This window comes from Streptomyces sp. NPDC056452, assembly GCF_042796085.1.
Lineage (GTDB): Bacteria > Actinomycetota > Actinomycetes > Streptomycetales > Streptomycetaceae > Streptomyces.
This window is the reverse complement of sequence record NZ_JBHTRI010000024.1, coordinates 114,222-139,483: the sequence shown is the minus strand read 5'-3', so window position 1 is coordinate 139,483 and position 25,262 is coordinate 114,222. Positions and strand designations below refer to the sequence as shown.

The following is a 25,262-nucleotide window of genomic DNA, read 5'->3' as shown; positions in this document are numbered from 1 at the left end:
GCGGTGTCCGAACGGACACCGCACCCCGGGCCGTGGGTCAGCAGACCGGAGCCTCCCGGTCGTCCAGCAGCCAGTTGAGCACCTCGGGGAGCACGGACAGCGCGTCGAAGTGCGCCGCCGCGGGTTCCATCACGGCGGTGACGCCCGGGATCTGTTCCGCCAGCCAACGGGAGTGGCCGACCGGCGAGAACACGTCCTTCTCGCCGTGCCACAGCATCACGGGTCCCTTGATGTCCGCCGGGTCGAAACCCCACGGACGGCAGAACGCGATCGCGTCGTCGATCCACCCGTACGCCGAAGTGCGCAGCCCCTCACGGTAGTTGGCGAGCAGCATCGTGCGGATCCCGGCGTCGTTGACGACGATCCGGTCGGAGTCGGTCAGCTCCCGGCGCAGGTCGTCCAGGAGCCGGACCGGGTCCTGCCGGATCTCCGCCGAGCGGCTGATGAAGGACTCCGCGAGCCCGTCGGGATCGGCCGCGGCCGCGGAGTACGCGAGGACGTTCGACGCGGCCATCCCCTCGAACCAGTCGAGCCCCTCGGCGTCCCAGGGGGCCAGACCGACCAGTGCGGCGGTACGGGTGACCCGCTCGGGCATCATCGCCGCGCACGCCAGGGCGTGCGGCGCGCCGCCGGACCGGCCGACCACGGCGAAGCGCTCCAGGCCGAGCGAGTCGGCGATCGCCCGTACGTCCTCGACGACGTCCACCACCCGGCGTCCCGCCAGCCGGTCGGAACCGCCGTACCCCGGGCGGTCGTAGGCGATCAGCTGCATCTTGCGCTGGTAGAGGACCATCCCGCGGGGAGCAGGGCCGAGCCGGCTGCCCGGCATTCCGTGCAGGAGGAAGACCGGTCTGCCCCGCGGATCCCCCTGACGCTCGACCATCAGATGCCGCCCGTCCGCCACGCGCACCCGACTGCGCACCCCGCCGCCTCCGCTCGGTCACCCCGCCCGGTCCGGGCATCAAGTGCCCGGTGTGTGCTGCCAGTTCGATGATGACCCAGAAAAGGCACCACCGGGACTCCTTGTCGGAAGGAACCCGTGTTTGCCCGGTTTCCGGCTTGCACCGCATCCGGACGGGCAACCCCAGCATCCGGACTCGCAAGAGCGAAATCAGGACAGGACTAGTCCTCACCCGCTGCCGACAATCGATTGCACGCGGTGTTCGCATTTGGAACCGACGTGGCCCGACCTCCCGGTTGTGAACGGGTCAGGAGTGAAGCGTCGTTGTCGTGTGTGCGTCCTGAAGTCGACCTTGTGTGCTATCGCCCGCATCGGAATAGTGGGCGCCCCATCCTCCGTGTTCCGGATCCCCCACTGGTCCGTACCACGGCCCCACAGGAGGTCGAAGTTGAAGCACCGACGCATATCCAGGAAGCGCGCGGCCATGGCGGGATCGGCTGTCGTCGCCCTGGTTGCAGCAGGAGTCACCTTCCAGACTGCGAACGCCAGTGATGACGTGCCTCAGTTCACGGCACGGACACTGACGGCCAACGCGGCCGGAAATCTCGCCACGACCCTGGACAAGACCCTGGGCGGCGACACGGCCGGCGCGTACTACGACGCCGAGGCGAAGAACCTCGTCGTGAACGTCCTCGACGAGGTCGCCGCCGAGCAGGTGCGCCAGGCGGGCGGCAAGGCCAGAGTCGTGCAGAACTCGCTCACCGAGCTGACGTCGGCCCGGCAGACGCTCACCGCCAAGGCCACCATCCCCGGCACCTCCTGGGCGGTCGACCCCGTCAGCAACAAGGTGGTCGTCACCGCCGACCGTACGGTCGAGGGCGCTGCCTGGGACAAGCTCAGCGCGGTGGTCGAAGGACTCGGCGGCAAGGCGGAACTCAACAAGTCCGCAGGGGAGTTCAAGCCCCTCATCGCGGGCGGCGACGCCATCTTCGGCGGCAGCGGACGCTGCTCGCTCGGCTTCAACGTGGTCAAGGACGGCGAGCCGTACTTCCTGACCGCCGGGCACTGCACCGAGGGGATCACCAGCTGGTCGGACTCGCAGGGCGGCGCGGAGATCGGCGCCAACGAGGGCTCCAGCTTCCCGGACAACGACTACGGCCTGGTCAAGTACACCTCGGACGTGCCGCACCCCAGCGAGGTGAACCTCTACAACGGCTCCACCCAGCCGATCACCAAGGCGGGCGAGGCCACCGTCGGCATGTCGGTGACCCGCAGCGGCTCCACCACCCAGGTCCACGACGGTGAGGTCACCGCGCTGGACGCCACGGTCAACTACGGCAACGGCGACATCGTCAACGGGCTCATCCAGACGACGGTCTGCGCCGAGCCGGGCGACAGCGGCGGCTCGCTCTTCTCGGGCGACACCGCCATCGGTCTGACCTCGGGCGGCAGCGGCGACTGCTCCTCGGGCGGCGAGACCTTCTTCCAGCCGGTCCCGGAGGCGCTGTCCGCCTTCGGAGCCGAGATCGGCTGACCCTCAGGATCCGGCAGGCCGCGGGCCCGCTCGCCCCACTTCGTGTGAGGCGAGCGGGCCCGTCGCTCTGACCGCTGGGCGGGCCCGGACCGTGATGCGTGACCCGGGCCCGGAGGGGCTTCGGTCAGGCGGCCTGGGGGAGTCTGCCGTCCGCCTTGGCCGGTGCGACGCCGAAGATGTCCACGGCGTGGTAGTACGTCCAGGCCGTGGCGTTGCACGAAGTGAGCGTTGCGCCGGAGTAGGCGGCGCATACGCGCTTGAGGTCGGAGTAGAACGCGGAGTCGATGCGGGACTTGTTGGCGGTGAACGTGCCGGCGGCTTTGTAGTTCCGGTAGCCGAAGTCGTGGCGGGCGCAGGCCGTTTGGAAGGGGAAGCCGAACGGGTTGTCGGGGGAGGTGCTGCAGTAGTCCGTCCCCCAGTCGAAGCCGTACGCGGCCCAGGCTCCCTGGTTGTTGCGGGCGGAGTTCCAGGCGTTGTAGCTGGAGGCGCTCGTCTGGGTCCAGGAGCTGAGGACCTGAGGCTTGTCCGCGGGTGCGGCCGATGCGGATGCGGCGGGGATCAGGGCGAGCGGGAGCGACAGGGCGACTGCGGCGATCAGGGTGGCGAATCGGCGACGCATGAGCAACCTCCGTGGGATGAAAGAGAGTTGTGGTGGCCGTGCGCCTCGCGGGTCGCACGAGGCCGCTCCAGAATGACGCCATGTACCTGCCATGCCTAGGTGTTTCGCCGGCCGGACGCCAAGAGTTGGGGCACCGGTCGGGCAGCCGTCACGGGGGGCTACCGGGAGGCGGGCGCCCCGCGCATGCGGGAGCCCCGGCGCACAGGAGTGCTCCGGCCGCTGGGCACGTGATCGCGCACAGCCTCAGGCGAGGTCCGAGCCGCCGTGGCCCGTCGCCGCTCGCGTCGCCTCGTCCGGCTTGCGCCGCATCGCGGTCAGCAGGGTGAGGACCGTGCCGGCGACCGCCCAGGCCGAGAGCACCAGCAGGGGGCCGGTGACCGCGTTGCCCTTGAAGTACGCGATCGAGCGGGCCACCCAGGTTCCCGCGCCCGGCGGCAGGGCGGGGCCGATCGCGCGCCAGAAGTCCGGCAGCATCGGCAGCGGGAATGCGCCGCCGGCGCTCGGGTTGCCGGCGATCACGATGATCAGCACGGCCAGGCCGATGCCGACGATGCCGGTGAGCGCCTCCAGAGCGAGAGTGGTCATGCCGACCGAGAAGACGACCAGGGCGCCGAGCCCGGACAGGGCCCATACGCTGCCCGGGAGGGCGCCGAGCACCGGTCCGACGATGACCGCGCCGCCGATCCCGCCCGCGATCGCGTACAGCGCCATGACTCCGGTGCGGATGAGCGCGCGCTGCCGGTTGGCGGGCCGGGTGCCGGCGCTGATCGCCAGGATCGAAGCACAGAGGTAGCCGCCGACGCACCAGCCCACGACCAGGTAGAAGGACGACAGGCCGTCGAAGTCCTCCGGGGAGGCCGGGGCCACGTCCACGGCTCGCACCGTGCGCTGCCGGGGTTCCTCCGCCCTGGCGATGATCCTGACCAGGCTGTCCGCCAGTACGGTGCCGCCGCCGGAGGCGACCAGGACGGTGTCGGTCCTCCCGGTGGGGCTGACGACCAGGGCGCCGTCGATCTCACGGTTCATGATCTGGCTGCGGGCCTCGGCCGCGTCGCTCACCGCGCGCGGGTCCAGCGGGCCGCCCGGGAGGTCGCCCAGCTGGGTGACGAGCTGCCCGGACATCTGCTGCGGGGCGACGACACCGAAGGGGACATCCGTCGGGTCGGGCTTGTGCAGTGCCCCGACGTACGACGCGATGAACAGCAGCTGCAGCCCGAGCACGCCGATGACGAGCAGTGCGGCCCGTGTGGTGACGGCGTTCTTCACTTCACCGGCGAAAGTCATGCCCCTACGGTCAGGTCGGTCCGCCGTTCACGCAGGCGGGGCGGGGCTGAATGGCCCAGGGGGGCGGAGGGGCCGGCGCGGGAGCCGGAGGGGCGGACGCGGGCGCCGCAGGTGACGAAGCTCTCGCCGTGGACGAATACGCGCGGCGCGGAGGCCGATCTGCGCCAACCCTCGTGCCGGGCAACGGAGGTGACGGTGAGGCACCTGTCCAGGGCATGCCATCGGCACTCCAGAATCCGATCACACGTTCGAATCATGTCGCCGACCTGGGTTGATGAAGCTAAGGTAATCGAACGAGCGTACGATAGACGTATCGGGTGAATGGGTTAAATGGGGTGTAGTGATGGAGGTGCGACATGGCGGGCTTCGCCCATCTGCACGTCGCGTCCGGTTACTCCGTCCGCTACGGCGCAGCCCACCCCGAGCACCTCGTCCGGCGGACCGCCGAGCGCGGTATGGCTGCGGTCGCACTCACCGACCGGGACACGGTCACCGGGGCCGTACGGTTCGCCCGGGCCTGCGTGAAATCCGGCGTCCGGCCGGTCTTCGGTGTCGATCTGGCGGTCGAGGCCATCGCGCCACCGCCCCCGGCGCAGCGTCGTCGCACCCCGGCACGCGGTGGGGCGCACGTCGTCGAGCCGCCGCTGCGGTTCGTGCTGCTCGCGCAGAACCGGGCCGGATGGGCGCGGCTGTGCCGCATCACGTCGGCCGCGCACGCCGGCACCGCGTCCGGCGCGGCACCGGTGATGGTGCCGTGGGAGGCACTGCGCGAACACGGCGGCCCCGGTCTGACCGTGCTGCTCGGGCCGCTCTCGGAGCCGGTACGGGCACTGGCGGCAGGCAGGGAGGACGTCGCCGTGAAACTGCTGGCGCCGTGGCAGGAGATCTTCGGGGACGGGGTCCGGCTGGAGGCCGTCGCACAGAAGCGTTCCGGCCTCGGACCCGGATCGCTCCGCCTGGCCGCCCGCACCCTGGCGCTGGCCGACCGCACCCGCACCACCGCCGTGCTGTCGAACGCAGTCCGCTACGCCGACCCGGACCAGCACCGCCTCGCCGACGTCCTGGACGCCGCGCGGCTGCTGCGGCCGATCGACCGGCGCCGCCTGGACAGCGGGCAGCGCTGGCTCAAGGACGAGGGCGCGATGGCGGGCATCGCACGGATGATCGCCGAGTGCGCCGGAGCCGACCCCCGGCGGGCGGCCCGCCTGCTGGCGGACACCACCGCCACCGCCGTCTCCTGCGCCGTCGACCCCGTGGCGGACCTCGGGCTGGGAACGCCGCACTTCCCTGAACCGGAAGTGCTCGGCGCCGGGACCCGGGCGGGCGGAGCGTCGCAGCTGCTGCGACGGCAGTGCGAGACGGGCCTGGCCCGACACGGCCTGGACCGGGACCGGGCGGCGCTCGACCGGCTGGACGAAGAACTCGACGTGATCGCGGAGCTGAAGTACGACTCGTACTTCCTCGCCGTCGGCCAGGTCGTCACCGACATCCGGGCGAAGGGCATCCGGGTCGCCGCCCGCGGCTCGGGCGCCGGGTCGATGGTCTGCCACGCGCTCGGCATCGCCACCGCCAACCCGCTCGACCACCACCTGCTGTTCGAGCGCTTCCTCAGCGTGCGACGGGCGTCCCTGCCGGACATCGACATCGACGTGGAGTCCGCCAGGAGGCTGGAGTGCTACGACGCGATCTTCGAACGGTTCGGCAAGGAGCGGGTGGCGGTCACCGCCATGCCCGAGACCTACCGGGCCCGCCGCGCCCTGCGCGACACCGGCCTGGCGCTGGGGATCGCGCCCGCAGAGGTCGACCGGATCGCCAAGAGCTTCCCGCACCTGCGGGCCTGTGACATCACCGGCGCGCTCGCCGAGCTGCCCGAACTGCGGCAGTTGGCGGCCGAGGCGGACCGGTACGGACCGCTGTGGGAGCTCGCCGAGGGCCTCGACTCCCTGGTCCACGGCATGGCCATGCACCCCTGTGGCGTGGTCATCAGCAACGCGACACTCCTGGACCGGCTGCCGGTGCAGCCGACCCCGCAGGGCGACTACCCGATGGCGATGGCGGCGAAGGAGGAGATCGAGGCGCTGGGCAACATCAAGCTCGACGTCCTGGGCGTGCGGATGCAGTCCGCGATGGCCCACGCCGTCACACAGATCGAAGGAGCGACCGGCCGCCACATCGACCTGGACGACCCGCAGCAGGTGCCGCTCGACGACGTCTTCGCGTTCAAGCTCATCCAGGAGAGCCAGACCCTGGGCCTGTTCCAGCTCGAGTCACCCGGCCAGCAGGACCTGCTGTCCCGGCTGCAGCCCCGCGACCCGCAGGACGTCATCGCCGACATCAGCCTCTTCCGTCCCGGACCGGTCGCCGGCGGCATGCCCGAGCGGTACATCGCCGCACGCCACGGCGGCACCCCGCACTACGCCCACCCGGACCTCGAACCGGTACTCGCCGACACCTACGGCGTGACCATCTGGCACGAGCAGATCATCGAGACGCTGTCCGTGCTGACGGGCTGCGACCGCGCACTGGCCGAGATCGCCCGGCGGGCACTCGGCGACAAGAACCGGCTGCCCAGGATCAAGGACTGGTTCCATCGCCGGGCACGCGCTCGCGGTTACCGCGCGGAGGTCCTCGACGAGGTGTGGGGGACCGTCGAGGCCTTCGGCGCGTACGGCTTCTGCCGGGCCCATGCGGTCGCCTTCGCCGTACCTGCCCTGCAGAGCGCCTGGCTCAAGGCGCACTACCCGGCGTTCCTGCTGGCGGGCCTCCTCGAACACGATCCCGGGATGTGGCCCAAGCGCGTCCTCGTCGCCGACGCCCGCCGCCGCGGGGTGCCGGTCCTGTCCGTCGACATCAACCGCTCCAAGGTGGAGCACGTCGTGGAGCGGACCGACACGGAGCAGTGGGGGGTACGCCTCGCACTGTCCGCGGTGCACGGCATCAGCAAGGAGGAGTGCGCACGGATCGAGGAAGGGCAGCCGTACGGATCACTGTCGGACTTCTGGCAGCGGGCCCGCCCCGGCCGGCCGGTCGCCGAACGCCTCGCGGAGATCGGTGCCCTGACCTGCCTCCACGACGGCCGCCTCACCCGGCGAGACCTGCTGCTGCAGCTCGCCGAACTCCACCGGGCCTCCCGCACCCGGTCCGCGGGCAAGGGCCAGCTGCCCTTCGACGCGGACGTGGCCGGCGGCGCGGAGCCGAGCGGCCTTCCGGAGATGACCGGGCGCGAAGCCCTGAGCGCGGAGCTGGGCACACTCGGCATCGATGTCTCCAGGCACCTGATGGAGCACCACCACCGCCTGCTGCGCGAGATCGGCGCGACCGACGCGGCCCACCTGGCCGGACTGCGCGCCGGTCAGCAGGTCCTCGTCGCCGGTGTGCGGGCCTCCACCCAGACCCCGCCCATCGCCAGCGGCAAGCGCATCATCTTCGTCACCCTGGAGGACGGTGCGGGACTGGTGGACCTGGCGTTCTTCGAGGACTCCCACCCGGCCTGCGCGCACACCGTCTTCCACAGCGGACTGCTGCTGGTCCGCGGCACGGTCCAGGTGCGCGGCACCCGTCGCACCGTCGTCGGCACCATGGCCTGGGACCTGGACGAGATCGCCGCGGCCCGCCGCGACAACGGCCCCGAGGCCGCGCTCGCCCTGCTCGGCGCCGACCATCCGCAACCGACTCCCGCACAGCCGCAGCGCACCCTGGTCAACGGCACCACGGGCGCCCGGCTGCACCCGTACGCCGACCTGCAGCCGGCCGGCAGCCGCACGGCCGACCTGAAGAAGTTCGGCTACACCAGCCCGGGGAGCGCGGGATGACCACTCGTCAGCGGTACATAGCCCACCTCCATCTGCATGAGGCGCTCACCGAGACCCAGTACGCCGACGTAATCGAACTGGTGTCCGGTATCACGCCTCACGTCCAGGCCGTTCCGCCCGACGCCGTTCAGCTGGACCTTGCCTCGGCGCTCCGGTACTTCGACATGTCTCCCTACGACGTGGTCCAGTTGGCGAAGATCAGGATGAAGGCCCTGTACGGCATCGACAGCAGCGCCGGCCTTGCGGGCAATCGCATGCTGGCGGCCATGGCGGCCGACGCGTCCGCGCCGGGGCACACCACCTGGGTCCCCGACGGGCGGGCCGCCGAATGGCTGTACCCCCGCCCGGTCACCGCACTGCCGGGGATCGGCCGTGCCACGGCGTCAACGCTCGGCAGATACGGCTTGCACACCGTCGGCCAGGTCGCGGACGTACCTCCGGCGACCCTGCAGCGCCTTCTCGGTGCCGCTCAGGCGCGGTTGCTGGCCGAACGTGCCCGCGGTCACGACCCCCGCCCGGTCACTCCCATGGAGCCGGCGGCGTACCTGGTCGACGATCTCGTGCTCGACCGGGACTGCCTCGATCCGGCGCAGCATCACCGATCCGTCCTGGGGCTCGCCGACCGAATCGGTCAGCGCCTGCGCGGTGAAGGCCAGGTCGCGGGCCGGATCACCCTCACGGTGCGGTACGCCGACCGCAGTTCCACCACCCGCATGCACAAACTGCCGGAACCCACCAACCACTCGCCGGCCCTCGTCGCAGCCGCTCTGGGCCTGCTGGCCGCCCTCGGGCTGCAGCGGGCACGCGTCCGTTCCTTCGCCGTCCGCGCCGACGACCTGCTGCCTGCCGGCGGTGCCTACCGCCAGCTCTCCCTGGACCGCGGGGACGCCCGGGCCCGAGCCGCCGAAGCCGCGGCGGACCGGGCGCGACGGCGCTTCGGGGCGGGGGCCGTGCGGCCGGCGGCACTGGCCGACTGAGCGTGCGGACTGCCAGCATTTCTTTACCGACGCGTAACTTCCCCCGCTACCTTACTCGCGCGTAATTTGGCATGAGCACATAGAAACGCCAGCACATTCGCTTGTGGTCCGGACCACAGGGCGCACAGTCATCGCAACTCCCTTGAGCCGCAAGGAGATCGCTCGATGCTGCCCTGGACCCGTGCCCCGCGTACCCCACGCGCACGCCGCCCCCTCACCGCACTCTTCCTCGCCGTCGCCGTACTCGCCACCCCCATGGCGACCGCGACCGCAGCCTCTCCCACGGAAGCCGCCTCCACGTCCGCCGCATCCTCCCGTGGCTGGAACGACTACTCCTGCAAGCCCTCCGCAGCCCATCCCCGCCCGGTCGTCCTGGTCCACGGAACCTTCGGGAACTCGATCGACAACTGGCTCGTCCTCGCGCCGTACCTCGTCAACCGGGGCTACTGCGTCTTCTCGCTCGACTACGGCCAGCTCCCGGGCGTGCCGTTCTTCAACGGCCTCGGCCCCATCGACAAGTCGGCCGAACAGCTCAAGGTGTTCGTCGACAAGGTGCTCGGCGCCACCGGCGCACCCAAGGCCGACATCGTCGGCCACTCCCAGGGCGGCATGATGCCCAACTACTACCTGAAGTTCCTCGGCGGCGCCGCCAAGGTGAACGCCCTGGTCGGGATCGCCCCCGACAACCACGGCACCACGCTCCTCGGCCTGACCAAGCTCCTGCCGTACTTCCCCGGTATCGAGGACCTGCTCACCATGAACACCCCCGGCCTCGCCGACCAGGTCGCCGGATCCGCCTTCATCACCAAGCTCAACGCGGGCGGCGACACCGTGCCCGGTGTCCGCTACACCGTCATCGCGACCCAGTACGACGAGGTCGTGACCCCGTACCGCACGCAGTACCTGAGCGGACCGAACGTACGCAATGTCCTGCTCCAGAACCTGTGCGCCCTCGACCTGTCCGAACACGTCGCGATCGGGACCATCGACCGCATCGCCTTCCACGAGGTCGAGAACGCGCTCGACCCGGCGCACGCCACCCCGACGGACTGCCTGTCGGTGATCGGCTGAGCGAGCCGGAGCCCCCGCGCGGTGCGGCCGCGCGGGGGCTCCGGCCGTGAGCGGTCAGCCGCGGTGGGAGCCGGTGGCTGCCCGGCGGCGGACCGAGGCGAACAGGGCGCTCGCGCCGATCGCCAGCGCGGCCGCACCGCCGATCGCCAGGTACGTGGTGCTGCCGCTGCCACCGGTCTCGGCGAGCGTCTCGTCCGCCGCGCCGGCCGGAGCGGCGGCGGCACTGTTCGGCTCAGGAGCGTTGGCTTCGTCCCCGCCCTCGCCCCCGTCGGCCGGGGCAGCCTCGGTGACCTTCGCGCCCGTCGCGGCGTCGCTGTCACCGTGCCCGTTGTGCTCGACGGACGACTTGTCGGCGCCCTCGTCGATGTCCTGGTCCGACGGGGCGGAGGCGGTCGGTGCCGGGACGGCGGCAACGGAGCCGCTGCCGGTCCCCTCGCCACCGAAGACCACGTCGGAGCAGGCGTAGAACGCCTCGGGGGAGTCCGAACGCTGCCAGACCGTGTACACCAACTGCCGTCCCGAGGCCTGCGGCACGGTGCCGTCGAAGACGTACGACCCGTTCTCCAGCTTCGGGTCGGTCGCCTCGGCGAAGGGCTTCTCCTGGAGGTCCGACCACTTCAGCGGCTGCGAGGGGTCGTAGCCGGCCTTGGTGAGGTACAGCTCGAAGGAACCCTTGTGCGGTGCGGTCGCCCGGAACCGGAAGGTGTGGCTGCCCGCCTTCATGGGGGTGGACGGCCAGTCCGCGCGCGGCAGGTCGAGCCCCTTGAACTTGTCGTTGCCCGCGCTGCACAGCTTGCCGTCCGGGATCAGCTCACGGTGCTTGCCCGCCGCGTTGGCGATGTTCACACCGTTCCAGTCGTACAGCGCCTGGGTGCCGCCCGCCGCGACCGCCGCCTGGCACGCGGCGGACTTCGGGCTCTCCGGCCCCTCCGCGAAACAGGCCGAGACCCGGCTCACCGGGTCGGTCAGCGAACCGTGGGCGGCCGCCGGGGCGGCGGACAGCCCGGTCAGTGCGAGCGGAGCGATGCCGAGCGCGACGATCGGGGCGAGCCTGCGGCGAGCGGTCTTGATGGCGGCCATGGTGGCGGTTCTCCTTCGACGGACACGTCTGTGAGGGGACGGCACAGGGCCGAACGCCGGTGCGGCCCCCCGTACGAATGCCGCACCGACGGAGCGGACCCCGTCCCGGTGATCAGCAAACTAGCCGCCGTCCAGGGCGGATCCGGCCGAGGGAAGCCGCAGGTGGCCATCGTTATGGCGGGCTTAAGGGACCGCTAAGCCTCTCGTCAGGGTGGCGTCCGGCGTGCCCTGCTGGAGGCCATGGCTGGAGCCCTCACTGTCCAGGACGGTCCGGGGGAGTCCGCCACGTGTCGTGGCCGGTGGCTCCCACTTTGGCTCCCAAACTGGCACTGGGTGGCTCCCAAACGACAGCAGGCCACAGACGGAGGTCCGGGGCCCGCTGTTCGTAGGCGGTGGCTGGCGGGATGCTGCTTCTCCTCGTCGCATCGGTCAAAGCCGATCAGTCGGCAAAGGCCGGGACCTGGAGCCCTTTACGTCTCACAGTCAGGCTCTGGCGTGAATGTGACGCCTGCCCAACTCAACTCTGGCACATCCGATCGGCTGGGCAGCCCAGTATCTCGGATGACCTGCCAGGCCTTATCGAACGTCCACCACTTTCCAGCCGAATGGAAGCGCGCGGTCCAGCCGTCGGTGTCCGCAGTGAAGAGTTCCACTAGTTCTGGCGAAAGTTGGATGGAAGTGCGTGTGCAGGGGGGTACGAAATTGAGACTTCCTTGCGTACCGCCCGCTTCGATGTAGAACCAGGTCATCGGGTCTTTGTCTTTGTTGATGATGTGCAGGATGCCGTCACCGGAGCCAGTTGGCAGCAACCAATAGCTGACCTTTGGGCGGGCTGCCTCCGCGTCCCGCCTGTTCTCCAGGTTCGTTTGCTCTCTGGTCAACTCTTTCTGTTCTACACCAAGCTTTGTCTGCTCCTCCGCTGTGTCCTTCTGCATCACCATCGCAATGATTGAGACGACCAAGGCGGCGAGCGCGAGAGTCGCGCTGGCAAAGCCGGGCACCGATGCGAGTCTCGAGCGGGTTCTATCGCCGCTCTGCGGCTCTGGCCCGACGCTTCTGTTGCCGGTATCCATCACGACCTCCCTGGGTCGCTCCCATGATCAGCCGCGTACAGGCGTGGCGCAGCGAGGGCTGGGCTGATTGGGTCAGCCTCAGCCCTTCCGTCTCCTCAGCCTTCGAGTAGCACCCTCTTATTGCTCTCTTCGGGGGACAAGGTGAGGAGTTCCGGGCGTTCCATATGCAGGGCTCGAAGCGCATCAATAGCAAGGCGAATTAAGCACTAACTATTAGTTGCCAGCGGTATCGGGGTCGGGTTCTTTTGCGCCGTGCACCATTGAACTTCTAAGATCCGGCGCCGCCGACGGGAGCTGTTCGCTCGGCATCTGCATCGGCCGGCAACGACGGTGCCCGGCCGGGTGCTCAGAGGCCGTCCAGCACGTTGTTGACCAGGTCCACGACCCGGTACTTCACCTGGTGCCACCGATTGCAGTACCGCTTCGGCCGCCACCAACGACCCTGCTTGATCGGCCGCTTGCACCACTTGCACGGCTTCAGCCGCAGCTTGACGTCCAGTCCCCCCATGCCGCGACCTTAGCGGCCATCCCCGTGCCACCCGGTTCGACGGTTCGTACCAGTTCTGGACCGGTTCCAACGGGTCCGCGTGCTCCGACTACGCCGGTGCCCTGGACCGGTCGTTCGCCACGGGCGGCAGCCTCGCAGTGACCTTCGGCGGAGATTCTGTGGCGCCGTGACCGACTCCCGGCCGGTCCGTCCTGTCGCGTCGGACGGACCGGCCGGGCCCCGACGGTGCCGTAACGGGACTGTGTGCCGACAACGATGACTGCCGGTCAGATCTGGACGCCGGGCACCTTGTCCTCCACGACCACGCTCGCACGCGTACTGATCGGCGCGTCCGGCTTCGTCACGAAGGGCATGACGCGGAAGTCGCTCGTCCAGCGCTCCCGGTCCACCGTGACCCGGACGTACCCGCGCTGGCTGTTGAAGAACTTCATGTGCGGGTTCGCCGCGAGGAACGTCGCGCCCTGCGCCGTCATGTCCGCGCCGTCGCCGCCGCTCGTGACCGAGGTGCCCACGAACTCCGAACCGACGGTCGCCGATGAGGGGTCGGCGTAGTCGCGCTTCAGGTCCCACGCGTAGTTCTGGTGCCGGTCGCCCGTGATGACGACCAGGTTGCGCACCCCGCGGGTGCCGGCCTCGGCCAGCAGCCGGTTGCGCTCGGTGACGTAGCCGTCCCACGGGTCCATCCAGACGGTCGTGCCGGGACCCGGGTCATGGTCGGTCTGGCCCATCGGCGCCTGGTTGCCGAGGATCTGCCAGCGGGCGGACGAGCGGCTGAAGCCCTTGAGGACCCAGTCCCGCTGCCGGGCACCGAGCAGGGTCCGTGCCGGGTCGAAGCGCTCGGCACAGTCCGCGGACGTGCCGTCGCCGCACGGCTGGTCGTCGCGGTACTGGCGGGTGTCGAGCATGGTGAAGTCGGCGAGGCGCCCGTAGGGGAGCCTGCGGTACATCTGTACGTCGGGGCCGCTCGGCAGCTGGGTGTGGCGCAGCGGCGCGTGCTCGTACAGGGCCTGGAACGCGTCGGCCCGGCGCTTCAGGAACGTCTCGGGGTTCTCGTTGTTCTCGGAGACCTCGTCGGCCCAGTTGTTCTCCACCTCGTGGTCGTCGAAGGTCATGATCCACGGGAAGTTGGCGTGTGCCTCGCGCAGCGGAGCCTCGGACTTGTAGAGGCCGTACTGCAGCCGGTAGCGCGCCAGGTCGAGGGTCTCCGTGTGGAACCTGGGATCGGTGGTCACACCGCGCTTGTTCGTCCTGACGCCGGACTCGTACAGGTAGTCACCGAGGTGCACCACCAGGTCCAGGTCCTCCTGCGCCATGTGGTGGTACGCCGTGAAGTAACCGTCCTGCCACGCCTGGCAGGACGCGAAGGCGAACCTCAGCCGACGCGGGGAGTCCCAGGGTGCAGGGGCGGTGCGCGTACGTCCGACGGGGGAGACGGCAGAGCCGGCCCGGAAGCGGAACCAGTACACGCGGTCGGGGGCGAGGCCGTTGACCTCGGGGTGGACGGAGTGCGCCAGTTCAGGAGTCGCGACCACGCTGCCGCGACGTACGACCCGGCGGAACCGCTCGTCGAGCGCCACCTCGTACTGGACGCGGACGGGCGTCGCCGGCATACCGCCGAGGCCGTCCTGGGCGAACGGGTCGGGGGCAAGGCGCGTCCACAGAACGACCCCGTCCGACGTGGGGTCGCCCGAGGCGACACCCAGGGTGAACGGGTCACCCTTCAGGGCGGGCGCGGCGAACGCGGACTGCGCGTCCCACGCCCCCGTCCCGAGCATCAGCGCGGCGGCTGCGGCACCGCCGAATCCGAACATCTGCCTGCGGGACACGGACATCGCGACCACGGGTCCTCCTCGGTTGATCTGTGCCAACCTCGGACACGCTGCCGGGAGTTGATGTCATGCTCACGCGCAACGTATGGCCGGGGGCCGAGCGATGCGTGAACAGGACATCTATACGGCGAGCGGCTCAGGACACCGCCCGGTAGCGCCGCTCCGGCCGCCCCGTACCCCCGTACCGCAGCGACACCTCGGCCCGCCCCGTCTCCGCGAAGTACTCGAGGTACCGGCGCGCGCTGACGCGGGACAGTGCACCGGCCTCCGCGCACTCGGAGGCCGACAGACCCGCCGGGTGGTCCCGCAGAATGCGCTCCACCAGGTCCGCGGTATGTCCCGCGAGGCCCTTGGGGAGTTCGCGCGACCCCGGGGGACGGGTGCCGAAGATGCGGTCCACGTCCTCCTGGCGGGCTTCCTGACGGGACTCGTCGAGTGCGGTCAGGCGATTGCGCAGCGCCGCCACGTGCTGCAGCTGCTCCTGCAGCGCCGAGCGGTGGAACGGCTTGATCAGGTAGTGCAGCGCGCCCGCCCTCAGAGCCGCCCTGACCACTCCCGCATCGCGGGCGGCCGTGATGAAGAGCGCGTCCGCGCTGTGGGCGTCCGCGTGTCGCTCCTCCGCCGCGCGCAGCTCCCGCAGCACGTTGATCCCGTCCATATCGGGCAGATAGATATCGAGCAGGACCAGGTCGGGCCGCAGCCGACGGGCCGCGCGCAGGGCCTCGGCGCCGCTGTGGGCCACGCCGACGACCGTAAATCCGTCCATCGCGGACACATAGCGGCTGTGCAGCTTCGCGACCATGAAGTCGTCGTCCACCACCAGCACTTTCGTCACGCCCGACACCGTAGGTCGCGACCACAACGACCACAACGTCCATTGGTTCCGGAACGGCGACAGCCGGCTGACGCACGGGCAACATGTGGGCCACCTCACACCCGTCCACGCATGGCTCGAAAGGCGGCACCCGGTGCGATTGCGCACTCCACTCGCCCTGTTCGGGGCGGCGCTGCTGGTGGTCGCGGGGCCACCGCTGCTCTCCACGGGCAGCGGCTCCGACACCGGCACGCAGATTCCCGGACTGCGCTTCATGGTTCCCAACACACCCGGCGGCGGCTACGACATCACGGCGCGCACCGCCGCCAAGAACGCCGAGGACGCCGGCCTCACCCACAGCATCGAGGTGTTCAACCTGCCCGGCGCGGGCGGCACCGTCGGGGTGACCCGGCTGGTCGGCGAACACGGCAACGGCAAGCTCGCCATGTCCATGGGTCTCGGCGTCGTGGGCGCCGTCCACACCAACAAGTCGCCCAAGACCCTGGCCGACACGACCCCGATCGCCCGGCTCACCGAGGAGCAGGACATCGTCGTCGTCGCCAAGGACTCCCCGTACAGGACCATCGACCAGTTGATCACCGCCTGGAAGAAGGACCCGGGGAAGATTCCCGTCGGCGGCGGCTCGTCGCCCGGCGGGCCCGACCACCTGGCACCCATGCTGATGGCGAAGGCCGCCGGGATAGCCCCCAAGCAGGTCAACTACATCCCCTTCGACGGCGGCGGAGAACTGCTCGCCTCGATCCTCGGCAACAAGGTCGGCTTCGGCGTCTCCGGAGTCGGCGAGTACCTCGACCAGATCGAGGCCGGCGAACTGCGGCTGCTCGCCGTGACCGGACCCGAGCGGGTACCGGGACTCGACGCGCCCACCCTCCGCGAGGCAGGGCTGGACACCGACTTCACCAACTGGCGCGGCATCGTCGCCCCGCCGGGCCTCTCCGACGCCGAACGCGACAAGCTCGTCGCACTCCTGCGGGAACTGCACGACTCGAAGCAGTGGCAGGACTCGATGAAGAAGAACGGCTGGGACGACGCGTTCCTCACCGGTGACGCCTTCGGTGAGTTCCTGGAGGCCCAGGACGACCGTGTCGCCACCGTGCTGAAGGAGCTGGGACTGTGACGACACCCCCTCCCGCCACCGCCCGCTCCTGGCTGCGCGAGCACTCCGAACTCGGTGTCTGCGTCCTGCTGCTCGCGCTGGGCGTCCTCGTCCTCACCGACGCCCTCACGATGGACGTGGACATCACCCAGCGCGGACCCGTGGGCCCCAGGACCGTCCCGGTCGTCGTCGGGGCCGGCCTGCTCGTGGTCGCCGTGCTCCTGGCCGTCGACGTCCTGCGCGGCGGCCGCGGTGAGGCCGAAGGCGGCGAGGACGTCGATCTCGCCGAACCGGCCGACCGGCGCACCGTCGCCCTGCTCACCGGGGTCTTCCTCGCCTTCGCCGTCCTCATCGGCCCGCTCGGCTTCCCCATATCCGGCGCCCTGCTCTTCTGGGGCTCCGCGTACGCACTCGGCAGCCGCCACTACGACCGCGATCCGCTGATCGCCGCGGGGCTGTCGCTCGTGACCTACTTCGTCTTCGACAACCTGCTCGGGGTACCCCTCCCGGGCGGCCCGCTGATGGGGGTGCTCTGACCGATGGATTCCCTCAACTCCCTCATCGACGGCTTCGGCACGGCGCTCACGCCGGTCAACCTGCTCTGGGCCGCCGTCGGCGTCCTGCTCGGCACGGCGATCGGTGTGCTCCCCGGTATCGGTCCCGCCATGGCCGTGGCGCTCCTGCTGCCCGTCACGTACGGACTCGAACCGACCGGCGCGTTCATCATGTTCGCCGGGATCTACTACGGCGCGATGTTCGGCGGCTCCACCACCTCGATCCTCCTCAACACCCCCGGGGAGAGCGCGGCGGTCGTCGCCGCGATCGAAGGCAACCCCATGGCGAAGGCCGGACGCGGCGCACAGGCTCTCGCCGCCGCGGCCATCGGCCACTTCAGCGGCGGCATGATCGGCACGATCCTGCTGGTCCTGCTCGCTCCGACCGTCGCCGCGCTCGCCGTCGACATCGGTGCACCGGACTACTTCGCCATCATGGTGCTGGCCTTCATAGCGGTCACCTCCGTCCTCGGCTCCTCCAGGATCCGCGGCCTGGCCTCGCTCCTCATCGGTCTCACCATCGGCCTCGTCGGCCTGGACCAGATGACCGGCCAGCAGCGGCTCACCTTCGGCTCGCTCCAACTGGCCGACGGCATCGACGTGGTGATCGTCGCGGTCGGGCTCTTCGCGATCGGCGAGGCCCTCTGGGTCGCCGCCCACCTGCGCCGCTCCACGGGGAAGCCGATCCCCGTCGGACGCCCCTGGCTCGGGAAGGAGGACGTCGGCCGCACCTGGAAGTCCTGGCTGCGCGGGCCCCTCATCGGGTTCCCGTTCGGCGCGATCCCGGCAGGCGGTGCGGAGATCCCCACCTTCCTGTCGTACGTCACGGAGAAGCGGCTCTCCAAGCACCGCGACCAGTTCGGCAAGGGCGCCATCGAGGGCGTCGCCGGCCCGGAGTCGGCGGCATCCGCCTCCGCCGCCGGGACGCTCGTGTCCATGCTCACCCTCGGCCTGCCCACCACCGCGGTCGCCGCGGTGATGCTGGCTGCCTTCCAGCAGTACGGAATCCAGCCGGGCCCGCTGCTGTTCGAGCGTGAACCCGATCTGGTCTGGGGCCTGATCGCCTCGCTCTTCGTCGGCATGGTGCTGCTGCTCGCGCTCAACCTGCCGCTGGCACCCCTGTGGGCCAAGCTGCTGCGGATCCCGCGCCCCTACCTCTACGCGGGCATCCTGTTCTTCGCGGCCGTCGGCGCCTACGCGGTCGGCGGCGAGGCGGTCGACCTGGTGATCCTGCTGGTGATCGGGCTGATCGGCTTCGGGATGCGGAGGTACGGACTGCCCGTGCTCCCCGCGATCATCGCCGTCATCCTCGGCCCGGCCGCCGAACAGCAGTTGCGTCGCGCACTGCAGATCAGCGACGGCAGCGCCACCGGCCTGGTCAACACCCCGTTCTCCGTGACGGTGTACGCGATCGTCCTGCTCATCCTGGTGTGGCCGCTGGTGAGGAAGCCGGTGACGAGGCTGCTGGTGAGGCGCCGGGAGGCGCGGAAGTAGCGGGTGCTGTCGGCGGCGGCTGAGAGGATTGCGGGTATGACCACGATCGACTGGGACGCCGCCGCCGACTCGTTCGACGAGGAGCCCGACCACGGGCTCCTCGATCCCGCGATACGACACGCCTGGGCGCAGCGGCTGGAGAGCTGGCTGCCCCCGGCGCGCTCCGAGGTGCTCGATCTCGGGTGCGGTACGGGAAGCCTGGCGCTCCTGGTCGCCGGGCAGGGGCACCGGGTCACCGCCGTCGACCGCTCGCCGCGGATGGCCGAGCAGGCGCGGGCCAAGCTCACCGGGACCGGCACCGAGGTGCTCGTGGGCGACGCGGGGCAACCCCCCGTCGGCAAACAGCGGTTCGACGTGATCCTGGCCCGGCACATGGTCTGGCTGCTGCCCGACCCCGCCGCCGCCCTGCACCACTGGTTCACGCTGCTGAAGCCGGGCGGCCGGCTGGTGCTGATCGAAGGCGTATGGGGCGGGGTGGGACTCTCCGCGGCCCGCCTCACCGAACTGCTCGCCCCGCACACGGAGCGCATCCACCACGAGCCGCTCTCCGGCGACACCCGGCTCTGGGGCAGGGAGGTCGACGACGAGCGGTACGCCCTGGTGGCCCGCGCCGAACCGGCACACCGGCACACGGAGGTCGTCGACGTCCATCTGATCCTGCGCCGCGGACCCGATGTACTCCTCGCCCGGCGGGCGGGCACGGGGTACGCGGACGGGCTGCTCCACGCCCCCTCCGGCCACGCGGAGGACGGCGAGGACGTACGGGAGGCGATGATCAGGGAGACGGCCGAGGAGATCGGCGTCGTACTGGATCCGGACGAGCTGCGGGTGGCCCTGGTCATGCAGCACCGGGGGCCCGGCGGCAGTCCCAGGATGGGCTGGTTCTTCGAGGCGGAGTACGACCCGGCCAGGCCGCCCCGCAACGCCGAGCCGGAGAAGTGCTCCGAGCTCGGCTGGTTCCCGCTGGACTCGCTGCCGGACGACATGGTGGCGTACTGCCGTGCCGGCCTCGACGGGTACCTGGCCGAGGAGCGCTTCCTGGTCCACTGGCACGAGGACGGCGACCCGATCGCGTACACGCCGGACGCGGTACGGCGCGCGGTCCCGCTGCCGGTCTCGGTGGCCCCCACCGGCCGGGTCCACCACATCGAGCTGTGGGTGCCCGACCTGGCGGCGGCCGAGGCCGAGTGGGGCTGGCTGCTGGGCGAGCTGGGCCATGTCCCGTACCAGCGCTGGGCGCAGGGCCTCAGCTGGCGGCGCGGCGGGAGCTACGTGGTGGTCGCGCAGTCACCGGACCTGGCCGGCGACACGCACGACAGGCTGCGCCCCGGCCTGAACCACCTGGCCTTCCACGTCCGGGACCGTGCCACCCTCGACGCACTGGTGGCACGCGCACCCGGGCACGGCTGGCGGCTGCTCTTCCCGGACCGCCATCCGTACGCGGGCGGCAGCGGGCACTACGCGGCGTACCTGGAGAACGCGGCGGGGTACGAGGTCGAACTGGTCGCACCCTGATCCGGCCCGGTCCGAACGAGAGCTTCTAGCCGAGGAGTTCCGCCAGGCCTCCGGTGCGGGCCAGCTGTTCCAGCTCGTCCAGTGCCCGCACGGCCGCCCCGGCCGCCGCCGGGTCCCGGTCGGCCAGGCCGCTCTCCTCGAACTCGTCCTCGTCCAGCCGCAGCACGGACGAGCCGTCCGCCGACACCCACAGGTCGAGATCCAGGTCCTCGACCAGGAGTTCGGTGTCCCGCAGGACGGCGGGCCTCGTGATGTCGCAGTACCAGCCCTTGAGCTCCCCGCCGCCGGTGCGGACCTCCTTCACCGCGAACCACCGGTCGCGCCAGTAGTGCTCGGTGAAGACGTCGCCCGGCTCGAACCGTACGAAGCCGAAGTCCCGGGTGTGCGGCGCCGCCCAGGGGGCCCGGACCGTGATGCGGGTGCTGTCGTCGCGGACGAGGTCCGCCGGGTACCGGATCTTGGTGCTGCCCGCCTTGACCAGGGTGACGAACAGGGCGTTCTCAGGTGAGACGGTGGACATGCCGTACCTCCGTGGCACAGATCTCGTAGCCGAACCATGTGTTGATCGCCAGCATCGGGCCGTTCCCGGCGTCGTTGCCGGTGTAGGCGTCCGTGTACCCGGCGGCCCGCGCCCGGTGCAGCGAGTCGTTCTTCGCGAGCTTCGCCAGGCCCCGGCCGCGGAAGGCACGCCGGGTGCCGGTCATGCCCGACCAGTAGCGGGTCAGACCGTCGGTCTCCGCCACGCTGAACGCCGCCACCTCGCCGTCCGCCACGACCACCGAAGTCAGCCCGTGGTCGAAACCGGGCCGGCGCCAGGTCGTCGTCAGCCAGTCGTCGTAGTCGGTGAGTTCGGACGGGGTGTCGCTCGGCTCGTCCGCGGTCGTCTCGGCGTCCGCCTCGAACAGCGGGCGCGGATCGTCCTCGAAGTCGGCGGCGGTGAGCAACTCCACGCCTGCCGGGGCCTTCCGGAGGGGCGGCAGTGTGCTGTGCGCCAGATCCAGATGGAGGAAGTGGGCCGGACGGCTCGCCACATAGCCGCGCTTCTCGGCGAACGCGCGGTGGGCCGGTGCGTCGAGGACCCACGTGTGGACAGCGACCGCGCCGACGCCGGCCAGATACTCCTCGGCGGTCCGCACCAGCAGCGAACCCGCCCCGCGCCCCATCCTGTCCGGACGGGTGTACGGATTGCAGAACCCCTGACCCGGTTCCGGGGTCTCGTAGGCGATGCCGACCTGCGCGGTCCCGATCAGCTCGCCGTCCTCCTCGGCGACCAGCAGCCGGTAGTGCTTGTCGGGATGGGCGTCGGCCAGGTCACGCAGGACCTGCTCGGGAGTCGTCACCATGTAGGGCAGGGCCGCACGCCGCACCTGTACCCAGGCCTCCGCGTCGGCGGGTCGGAAGTCACGAACGATCACCGTCATGGGCCGGACGGTACGCGGAGTGCGGGTACCCCGCCTCCGAATTTCCGGCGGCGGGCCCGACCGGCCACCTGGTTGTCGGAGGCGGGCGGGCGGTGCGGGAGAATCGGTCCGTGACCCTGACGATCGCCATTGATCCGGACTCCGCCACCGCCCCGTACGAGCAGCTGCGCACCCAGCTGTCCGAGCAGGCCAGGTCCGGTGCCCTGCCCGTCGGCCACCGGCTGCCGACCGTACGCGGCCTCGCCGAGGAACTGGGCCTCGCCGCCAACACCGTCGCCAAGGCCTACCGGGCGCTGGAGGCCGACGGAGTGATCGAGACCCGTGGCCGCAACGGCACGTTCATCGCGGCCGCGGGTGACGCGGCGGCGCGGAAGGCCGCGACGGCGGCGCAGGAGTACGCCGACCGGGCCAGGCGCCTCGGCCTGTCGCGGGCCGAGGCACTCTCGCTGGCCGAGGACGCGGTGCGGGCGGCCTACGGGCAGTGAACCCAAGGGCCCTGAGACGCAGGGCCGACGCAGGGCCCTGAGGCGCAGGGGCGCTCAGAGGTACAGGCCCTCGTCCGCCCTCGCGTCCTGCTTCGGCACGGAGGGGGGAGCACTGCCGCGCCGCAACGAGTACAGCTCGGCGAGCGTCGCACCCTCCCGGCCCAGGCCCTCCTCCGTACCCAGCCAGGACACCGACTCCGCCCGGGTGAGTGAGCCCACCTCGATCCGGGCCAGGCAGCGGCCCGGCCTGACGACCGCGGGGTGCAGCCGCTCCAGGTCCTCGTTGGTCGTCACCCCCACCAGGACGTTGCGTCCCTGGCCCAGCAGACCGTCCGTCAGGTTCAGCAGCCGGGACAGCGCCTGGCCCGCCGTGTGCTTGGCCTCGCCACGGATCAGCTCGTCGCAGTCCTCCAGGAGCAGCAGCCGCCACCGGCCCTTCGCCGAGCCGTCGTCCTCACCGATCGCGATGTCCATCAGATAGCCGACATCGTTGAAGAGCCGCTCCGGGTCCAGCACGCAGTCGACCTGGCACCAGTCGCGCCACGACCGGGCCAGCGTGCGCAGCGCGGAGGTCTTGCCGGTGCCCGGGGGGCCGTGCAGCAGGAGCAGCCGGCCGGAGATGTCGTCCGGAGTGACCTTCATCAGCCGGTCCATGGCATCGGCCACCGGAGCCGTGTAGTTGGCGCGGACCTCGTCCCACGTCCCCGCGGCGATCTGCCGGGTGGTGCGGTGCGGGCCGCGGCGCGGGGACACGTACCAGAACCCCATCGTCACGTTCTCGGGCTGAGGCTCCGGCTCGTCCTTCGCGCCGTCCGTCGCCTGTTCCAGCACCTTCTCCGCCAGCTCCGGGGTGGTGGCGGTGACCGTCACGTCGGCGCCCCGGTTCCACCGCGAGATCAGCAATGTCCATCCGTCGCCCTCGGCGAGCGTGGCGCTGCGGTCGTCGTCCCGGGCCGCCCGCAGGACCTTGGCCGCCGGCGGCAGGAGGGTCGCCCCCGACTTCACACGATCGAGGGAGGAACTGTGCGAGTACGGCTGCTCGCCCGTCGCGAAGCGCCCGAGGAACAGCGCATCGACGACGTCGGACGGCGAATCGCTGTCGTCGACGGTGAGCCGGATCGGCAGAGCGGACTCAGGGTTGGCAGACATGGCGCCCATGATCCGGCACGGCGGCACCCCGTGCACCCAGGTTTCGCGAGCTGCTCCCGGCCGGGGCGCACGGCATCCCCGTGCCGCCTACCCCGAGGTCAGCGCGGCGCGTGCCCCGAAGTCACCCGTCGCGCCCGGAGTCCGGGCGCGACGCTGCCCGGACCGTCCCGCGCAGCGCGTACAGATGCGCGTCGTCGTTCGACAGGACGCGCACCAGATCGGGCCGGGCGTCGAGGCTGCGGACCAGCCGCCGCTCCCACGAGGCGGAGTGCCCCGCGGTGAGCCGCAGATACTCCGCCTGACGGTGACCGGCCATCAGGTACGCCTGCGGACCCGCCTCCCGCAGCTCGGCGACCAGCTCGCCCACCAGGATCGGATCGCGGGGCGCGGCCGCCGGACGCAGGATGCCGGGGGAGAGCGCGGGCCCGGGCCCGGCCCCGCTGCCGTCGCTCAGCCACAACAGCCGCCCCGGACCGCCGGGAAGCCCCTCCACGTACGCGACGGCCTCGGCCTCACCGCTGGTGACCCGTTCGAACGGGGCATCGCCGCCCCGCACCACGAGGAAGCCACCGGTCAGCGCGAGCCCCGCGAGGAGCGCGCCGACCGGGGCCGCGCCCATCCGGCCGCGCTCCCGCCCGCCCGCTGTCGCCCCGGCTGCGGTCCCGGTCCCCGCTGCGGACCCGGCACGCGGGAACAGTGCGAGGGCGGCCAGCAGGGCGGTTCCGGGCAGCGCGCACGCGAAGACCTGGGCCGCCACGGCCTCGTCCATCGGCCGGAGCAGGAGCACCGGGACCGGCGCGAACGCCACGACGAGCAACGTACGTTCCGAGTGGCCGTGGCTGTGCCGCCGCCACCATCCGTACCAGGCGAGCAGGAGGACCGCGGCGGCAGGCACCACCCCGGCCGGCAACAGCAGTTGCTGTTCGGTGCCGCCCCCGGTCCCCGGTGTCCCGCCCGATGGACGGAACAACCTCAGCGGCTCGCCGGAGAACAGGGCCCACCCCACGATCAGGAGCGCGAGCAGCACCAGCGGTCCGTACAGCTGCGAACGGCGTGCCAGGACGAGCCCGGTGAGCACGGCCAGCATGAACAGGGCAGTCGCCGCATGGGTGACCAGCGCGGCGGCGAACACGGCGACGACGACCGCAGGGACGGCGGTCCTGGGACGGAGCCCTTCCGCGCGCACCTCGGCCTCGCCGGGCGGCAGCTCGCCCGGCGGCCGCTCACGCGCGTCCGGTTCCGCGTTCCGGGGCGCCCGGATCCGGACCAGTACCAGGGCGATGAACGACAGATGGAGCAGATGGGCGATGCCCTCGGCGGCGCTTCCGTCCGGGACCGCCCAGGAGCTCAGCACGAAGATCCACGCACCGGCCCACGGAGCCCGCCAGCCCGCCCGGACCTGCCGCATCATCAGCAACAGGGGCCCCAGCGCCAGCAGATGTACGGCCGCAGGCCACCACCGGGCGAGCGAGGCGGCGTCCGCCGGGGTTCCCGTCGTGAACTCCGCCAGGATCTCCGCCGCCCCGGACGGCGCGGAAACGGCACCCGACGCGGCCTGCAGACCGTGCAGGGAGAACAGGGTGGCGAGCAGTACGGTCGTCAGCAGAGCGCGGCGCGGCCGGTCGAGCCAGAGGAGCGAGACGAAGGCCAGCACGAGCAGCCCGGCCCCCAGAAAGGTCGTCGCGGGCAGTACGGAGACGAGCCCCAGGTCGTCCATCCTGTCCAGCTCCCGGTCACCGAGGGAGCGCAACGGCAGCCAGAACAGGGCGAGCGCGGCGGCCAGCAGCAGCCCGATACCGAGCTCGGGGCCGAACGGCAGGGGGAGCGCGGGGCGACTGCGCGGGACAGGGGCGGCGTCCGCAGCGGTGTCCGTGAAGAAGCCCGGGCCGGCCGACGCGGTCGGGGACGGAGGTGACGTGGGTGAACTCGGGACGGTGGCGGCCTGCGGCAGCGGTGTTCTCAGCGCCCAGGCGGGCCGGTGCTCGGTCATCTCTGTTCTCTCCTGCTCTCTCCTGTGCCGATGGG

The 25,262-nt window shown here is 71.1% G+C and carries 21 protein-coding genes; 9 read left to right on the top strand and 12 right to left on the bottom strand.

The window, feature by feature from the left end; all coding sequences use genetic code 11:
• Positions 1–37 precede the first annotated feature (37 nt).
• On the bottom strand, positions 38–922 hold the full coding sequence (locus tag ACFQ6X_RS23575; RefSeq protein ID WP_351171299.1) for an alpha/beta fold hydrolase: 885 nt from the start codon (positions 920–922) through the stop codon (positions 38–40).
• Positions 923–1,349: 427 nt separating this feature from the next.
• Here ACFQ6X_RS23575 and ACFQ6X_RS23570 point away from each other — a divergent pair, with 427 nt between their 5' ends.
• Positions 1,350–2,435 carry a S1 family peptidase gene (locus ACFQ6X_RS23570; RefSeq protein ID WP_383184339.1) on the top strand — a complete coding sequence of 362 codons (1,086 nt, stop codon included), beginning with the start codon at positions 1,350–1,352 and terminating at the stop codon, positions 2,433–2,435.
• Between the two features lie 124 nt (positions 2,436–2,559).
• Here ACFQ6X_RS23570 and ACFQ6X_RS23565 read toward each other — a convergent pair whose 3' ends face one another.
• Positions 2,560–3,054, bottom strand: coding sequence for a phospholipase (locus ACFQ6X_RS23565; RefSeq protein WP_383184338.1), 495 nt, complete (start codon positions 3,052–3,054; stop codon positions 2,560–2,562).
• Between the two features lie 243 nt (positions 3,055–3,297).
• Positions 3,298–4,338: a DUF3533 domain-containing protein gene (locus tag ACFQ6X_RS23560; protein ID WP_383184337.1), complete on the bottom strand. Its 1,041-nt coding sequence runs from the start codon at positions 4,336–4,338 to the stop codon at positions 3,298–3,300.
• A gap of 356 nt (positions 4,339–4,694) precedes the next feature.
• On the opposite strand from ACFQ6X_RS23560, the gene ACFQ6X_RS23555 reads away from it, so the two are divergent.
• The 3 genes from ACFQ6X_RS23555 to ACFQ6X_RS23545 all read left to right on the top strand — a co-directional run bounded on the left by ACFQ6X_RS23555 (position 4,695) and on the right by ACFQ6X_RS23545 (position 10,198).
• Positions 4,695–8,150: a DNA polymerase III subunit alpha gene (locus ACFQ6X_RS23555; protein ID WP_383184336.1), complete on the top strand. Its 3,456-nt coding sequence runs from the start codon at positions 4,695–4,697 to the stop codon at positions 8,148–8,150.
• The gene (locus tag ACFQ6X_RS23550; protein WP_383184335.1) at positions 8,147–9,127 is read left to right on the top strand and encodes an ImpB/MucB/SamB family protein; all 981 of its coding nucleotides are present in this window, start codon (positions 8,147–8,149) and stop codon (positions 9,125–9,127) included. The genes ACFQ6X_RS23555 and ACFQ6X_RS23550 overlap by 4 nt, the downstream gene beginning before the upstream one ends.
• Before the next feature lie 165 nt (positions 9,128–9,292).
• Complete coding sequence (locus ACFQ6X_RS23545; protein ID WP_383184334.1) at positions 9,293–10,198, top strand: esterase/lipase family protein; 906 nt, start codon at positions 9,293–9,295, stop codon at positions 10,196–10,198.
• 54 nt (positions 10,199–10,252) lie between these two features.
• On the opposite strand, the gene ACFQ6X_RS23540 is transcribed toward ACFQ6X_RS23545, so the two are convergent.
• The 5 genes from ACFQ6X_RS23540 to ACFQ6X_RS23520 form a co-directional block, all read right to left on the bottom strand.
• On the bottom strand, positions 10,253–11,278 hold the full coding sequence (locus ACFQ6X_RS23540) for a lytic polysaccharide monooxygenase (protein ID WP_383184333.1): 1,026 nt from the start codon (positions 11,276–11,278) through the stop codon (positions 10,253–10,255).
• Between the two features lie 470 nt (positions 11,279–11,748).
• Complete coding sequence (locus ACFQ6X_RS23535) at positions 11,749–12,351, bottom strand: hypothetical protein (protein ID WP_383184332.1); 603 nt, start codon at positions 12,349–12,351, stop codon at positions 11,749–11,751.
• Positions 12,352–12,697: 346 nt separating this feature from the next.
• Complete coding sequence (locus ACFQ6X_RS23530; RefSeq protein WP_267074644.1) at positions 12,698–12,859, bottom strand: hypothetical protein; 162 nt, start codon at positions 12,857–12,859, stop codon at positions 12,698–12,700.
• 266 nt (positions 12,860–13,125) lie between these two features.
• Positions 13,126–14,700 carry an alkaline phosphatase D family protein gene (locus ACFQ6X_RS23525; protein ID WP_383184331.1) on the bottom strand — a complete coding sequence of 525 codons (1,575 nt, stop codon included), beginning with the start codon at positions 14,698–14,700 and terminating at the stop codon, positions 13,126–13,128.
• 124 nt (positions 14,701–14,824) lie between these two features.
• The gene (locus tag ACFQ6X_RS23520) at positions 14,825–15,523 is read right to left on the bottom strand and encodes a response regulator (RefSeq protein WP_383184330.1); all 699 of its coding nucleotides are present in this window, start codon (positions 15,521–15,523) and stop codon (positions 14,825–14,827) included.
• A gap of 133 nt (positions 15,524–15,656) precedes the next feature.
• On the opposite strand from ACFQ6X_RS23520, the gene ACFQ6X_RS23515 reads away from it, so the two are divergent.
• The 4 genes from ACFQ6X_RS23515 to ACFQ6X_RS23500 are packed head-to-tail and all read left to right on the top strand — an operon-like array spanning position 15,657 to position 20,182.
• On the top strand, positions 15,657–16,640 hold the full coding sequence (locus ACFQ6X_RS23515; protein WP_383184329.1) for a Bug family tripartite tricarboxylate transporter substrate binding protein: 984 nt from the start codon (positions 15,657–15,659) through the stop codon (positions 16,638–16,640).
• Positions 16,637–17,155, top strand: coding sequence for a tripartite tricarboxylate transporter TctB family protein (locus tag ACFQ6X_RS23510; RefSeq protein ID WP_383184328.1), 519 nt, complete (start codon positions 16,637–16,639; stop codon positions 17,153–17,155). The genes ACFQ6X_RS23515 and ACFQ6X_RS23510 overlap by 4 nt, the downstream gene beginning before the upstream one ends.
• Positions 17,156–17,158: 3 nt before the next feature.
• Positions 17,159–18,667, top strand: a complete 1,509-nt coding sequence (locus ACFQ6X_RS23505; RefSeq protein ID WP_383184327.1) for a tripartite tricarboxylate transporter permease — start codon at positions 17,159–17,161, stop codon at positions 18,665–18,667.
• 36 nt (positions 18,668–18,703) lie between these two features.
• A complete protein-coding gene (locus ACFQ6X_RS23500) occupies positions 18,704–20,182 on the top strand; it encodes a trifunctional class I SAM-dependent methyltransferase/NUDIX hydrolase/VOC family protein (RefSeq protein ID WP_383184326.1) in 1,479 nt (492 codons plus the stop codon).
• A 25-nt stretch (positions 20,183–20,207) separates the two neighbouring features.
• Here the strand turns inward: ACFQ6X_RS23500 and ACFQ6X_RS23495 are convergent, their stop codons facing one another.
• Positions 20,208–20,702, bottom strand: a complete 495-nt coding sequence (locus tag ACFQ6X_RS23495; protein WP_383184325.1) for a DUF402 domain-containing protein — start codon at positions 20,700–20,702, stop codon at positions 20,208–20,210.
• The gene (locus ACFQ6X_RS23490; protein WP_383184324.1) at positions 20,683–21,603 is read right to left on the bottom strand and encodes a GNAT family N-acetyltransferase; all 921 of its coding nucleotides are present in this window, start codon (positions 21,601–21,603) and stop codon (positions 20,683–20,685) included. Before ACFQ6X_RS23490 ends, ACFQ6X_RS23495 begins: the two co-directional genes overlap by 20 nt.
• A 110-nt stretch (positions 21,604–21,713) precedes the next feature.
• Between ACFQ6X_RS23490 and ACFQ6X_RS23485 the strand changes: the two genes are divergently transcribed.
• Complete coding sequence (locus ACFQ6X_RS23485; RefSeq protein WP_383184323.1) at positions 21,714–22,088, top strand: GntR family transcriptional regulator; 375 nt, start codon at positions 21,714–21,716, stop codon at positions 22,086–22,088.
• Between the two features lie 54 nt (positions 22,089–22,142).
• Here the strand turns inward: ACFQ6X_RS23485 and ACFQ6X_RS23480 are convergent, their stop codons facing one another.
• Both ACFQ6X_RS23480 and ACFQ6X_RS23475 read right to left on the bottom strand, forming a co-directional pair.
• Positions 22,143–23,237, bottom strand: a complete 1,095-nt coding sequence (locus tag ACFQ6X_RS23480) for a DUF5925 domain-containing protein (protein WP_383184322.1) — start codon at positions 23,235–23,237, stop codon at positions 22,143–22,145.
• 121 nt (positions 23,238–23,358) lie between these two features.
• Positions 23,359–25,227 carry a hypothetical protein gene (locus ACFQ6X_RS23475; RefSeq protein WP_383184321.1) on the bottom strand — a complete coding sequence of 623 codons (1,869 nt, stop codon included), beginning with the start codon at positions 25,225–25,227 and terminating at the stop codon, positions 23,359–23,361.
• Positions 25,228–25,262 lie beyond the last annotated feature (35 nt).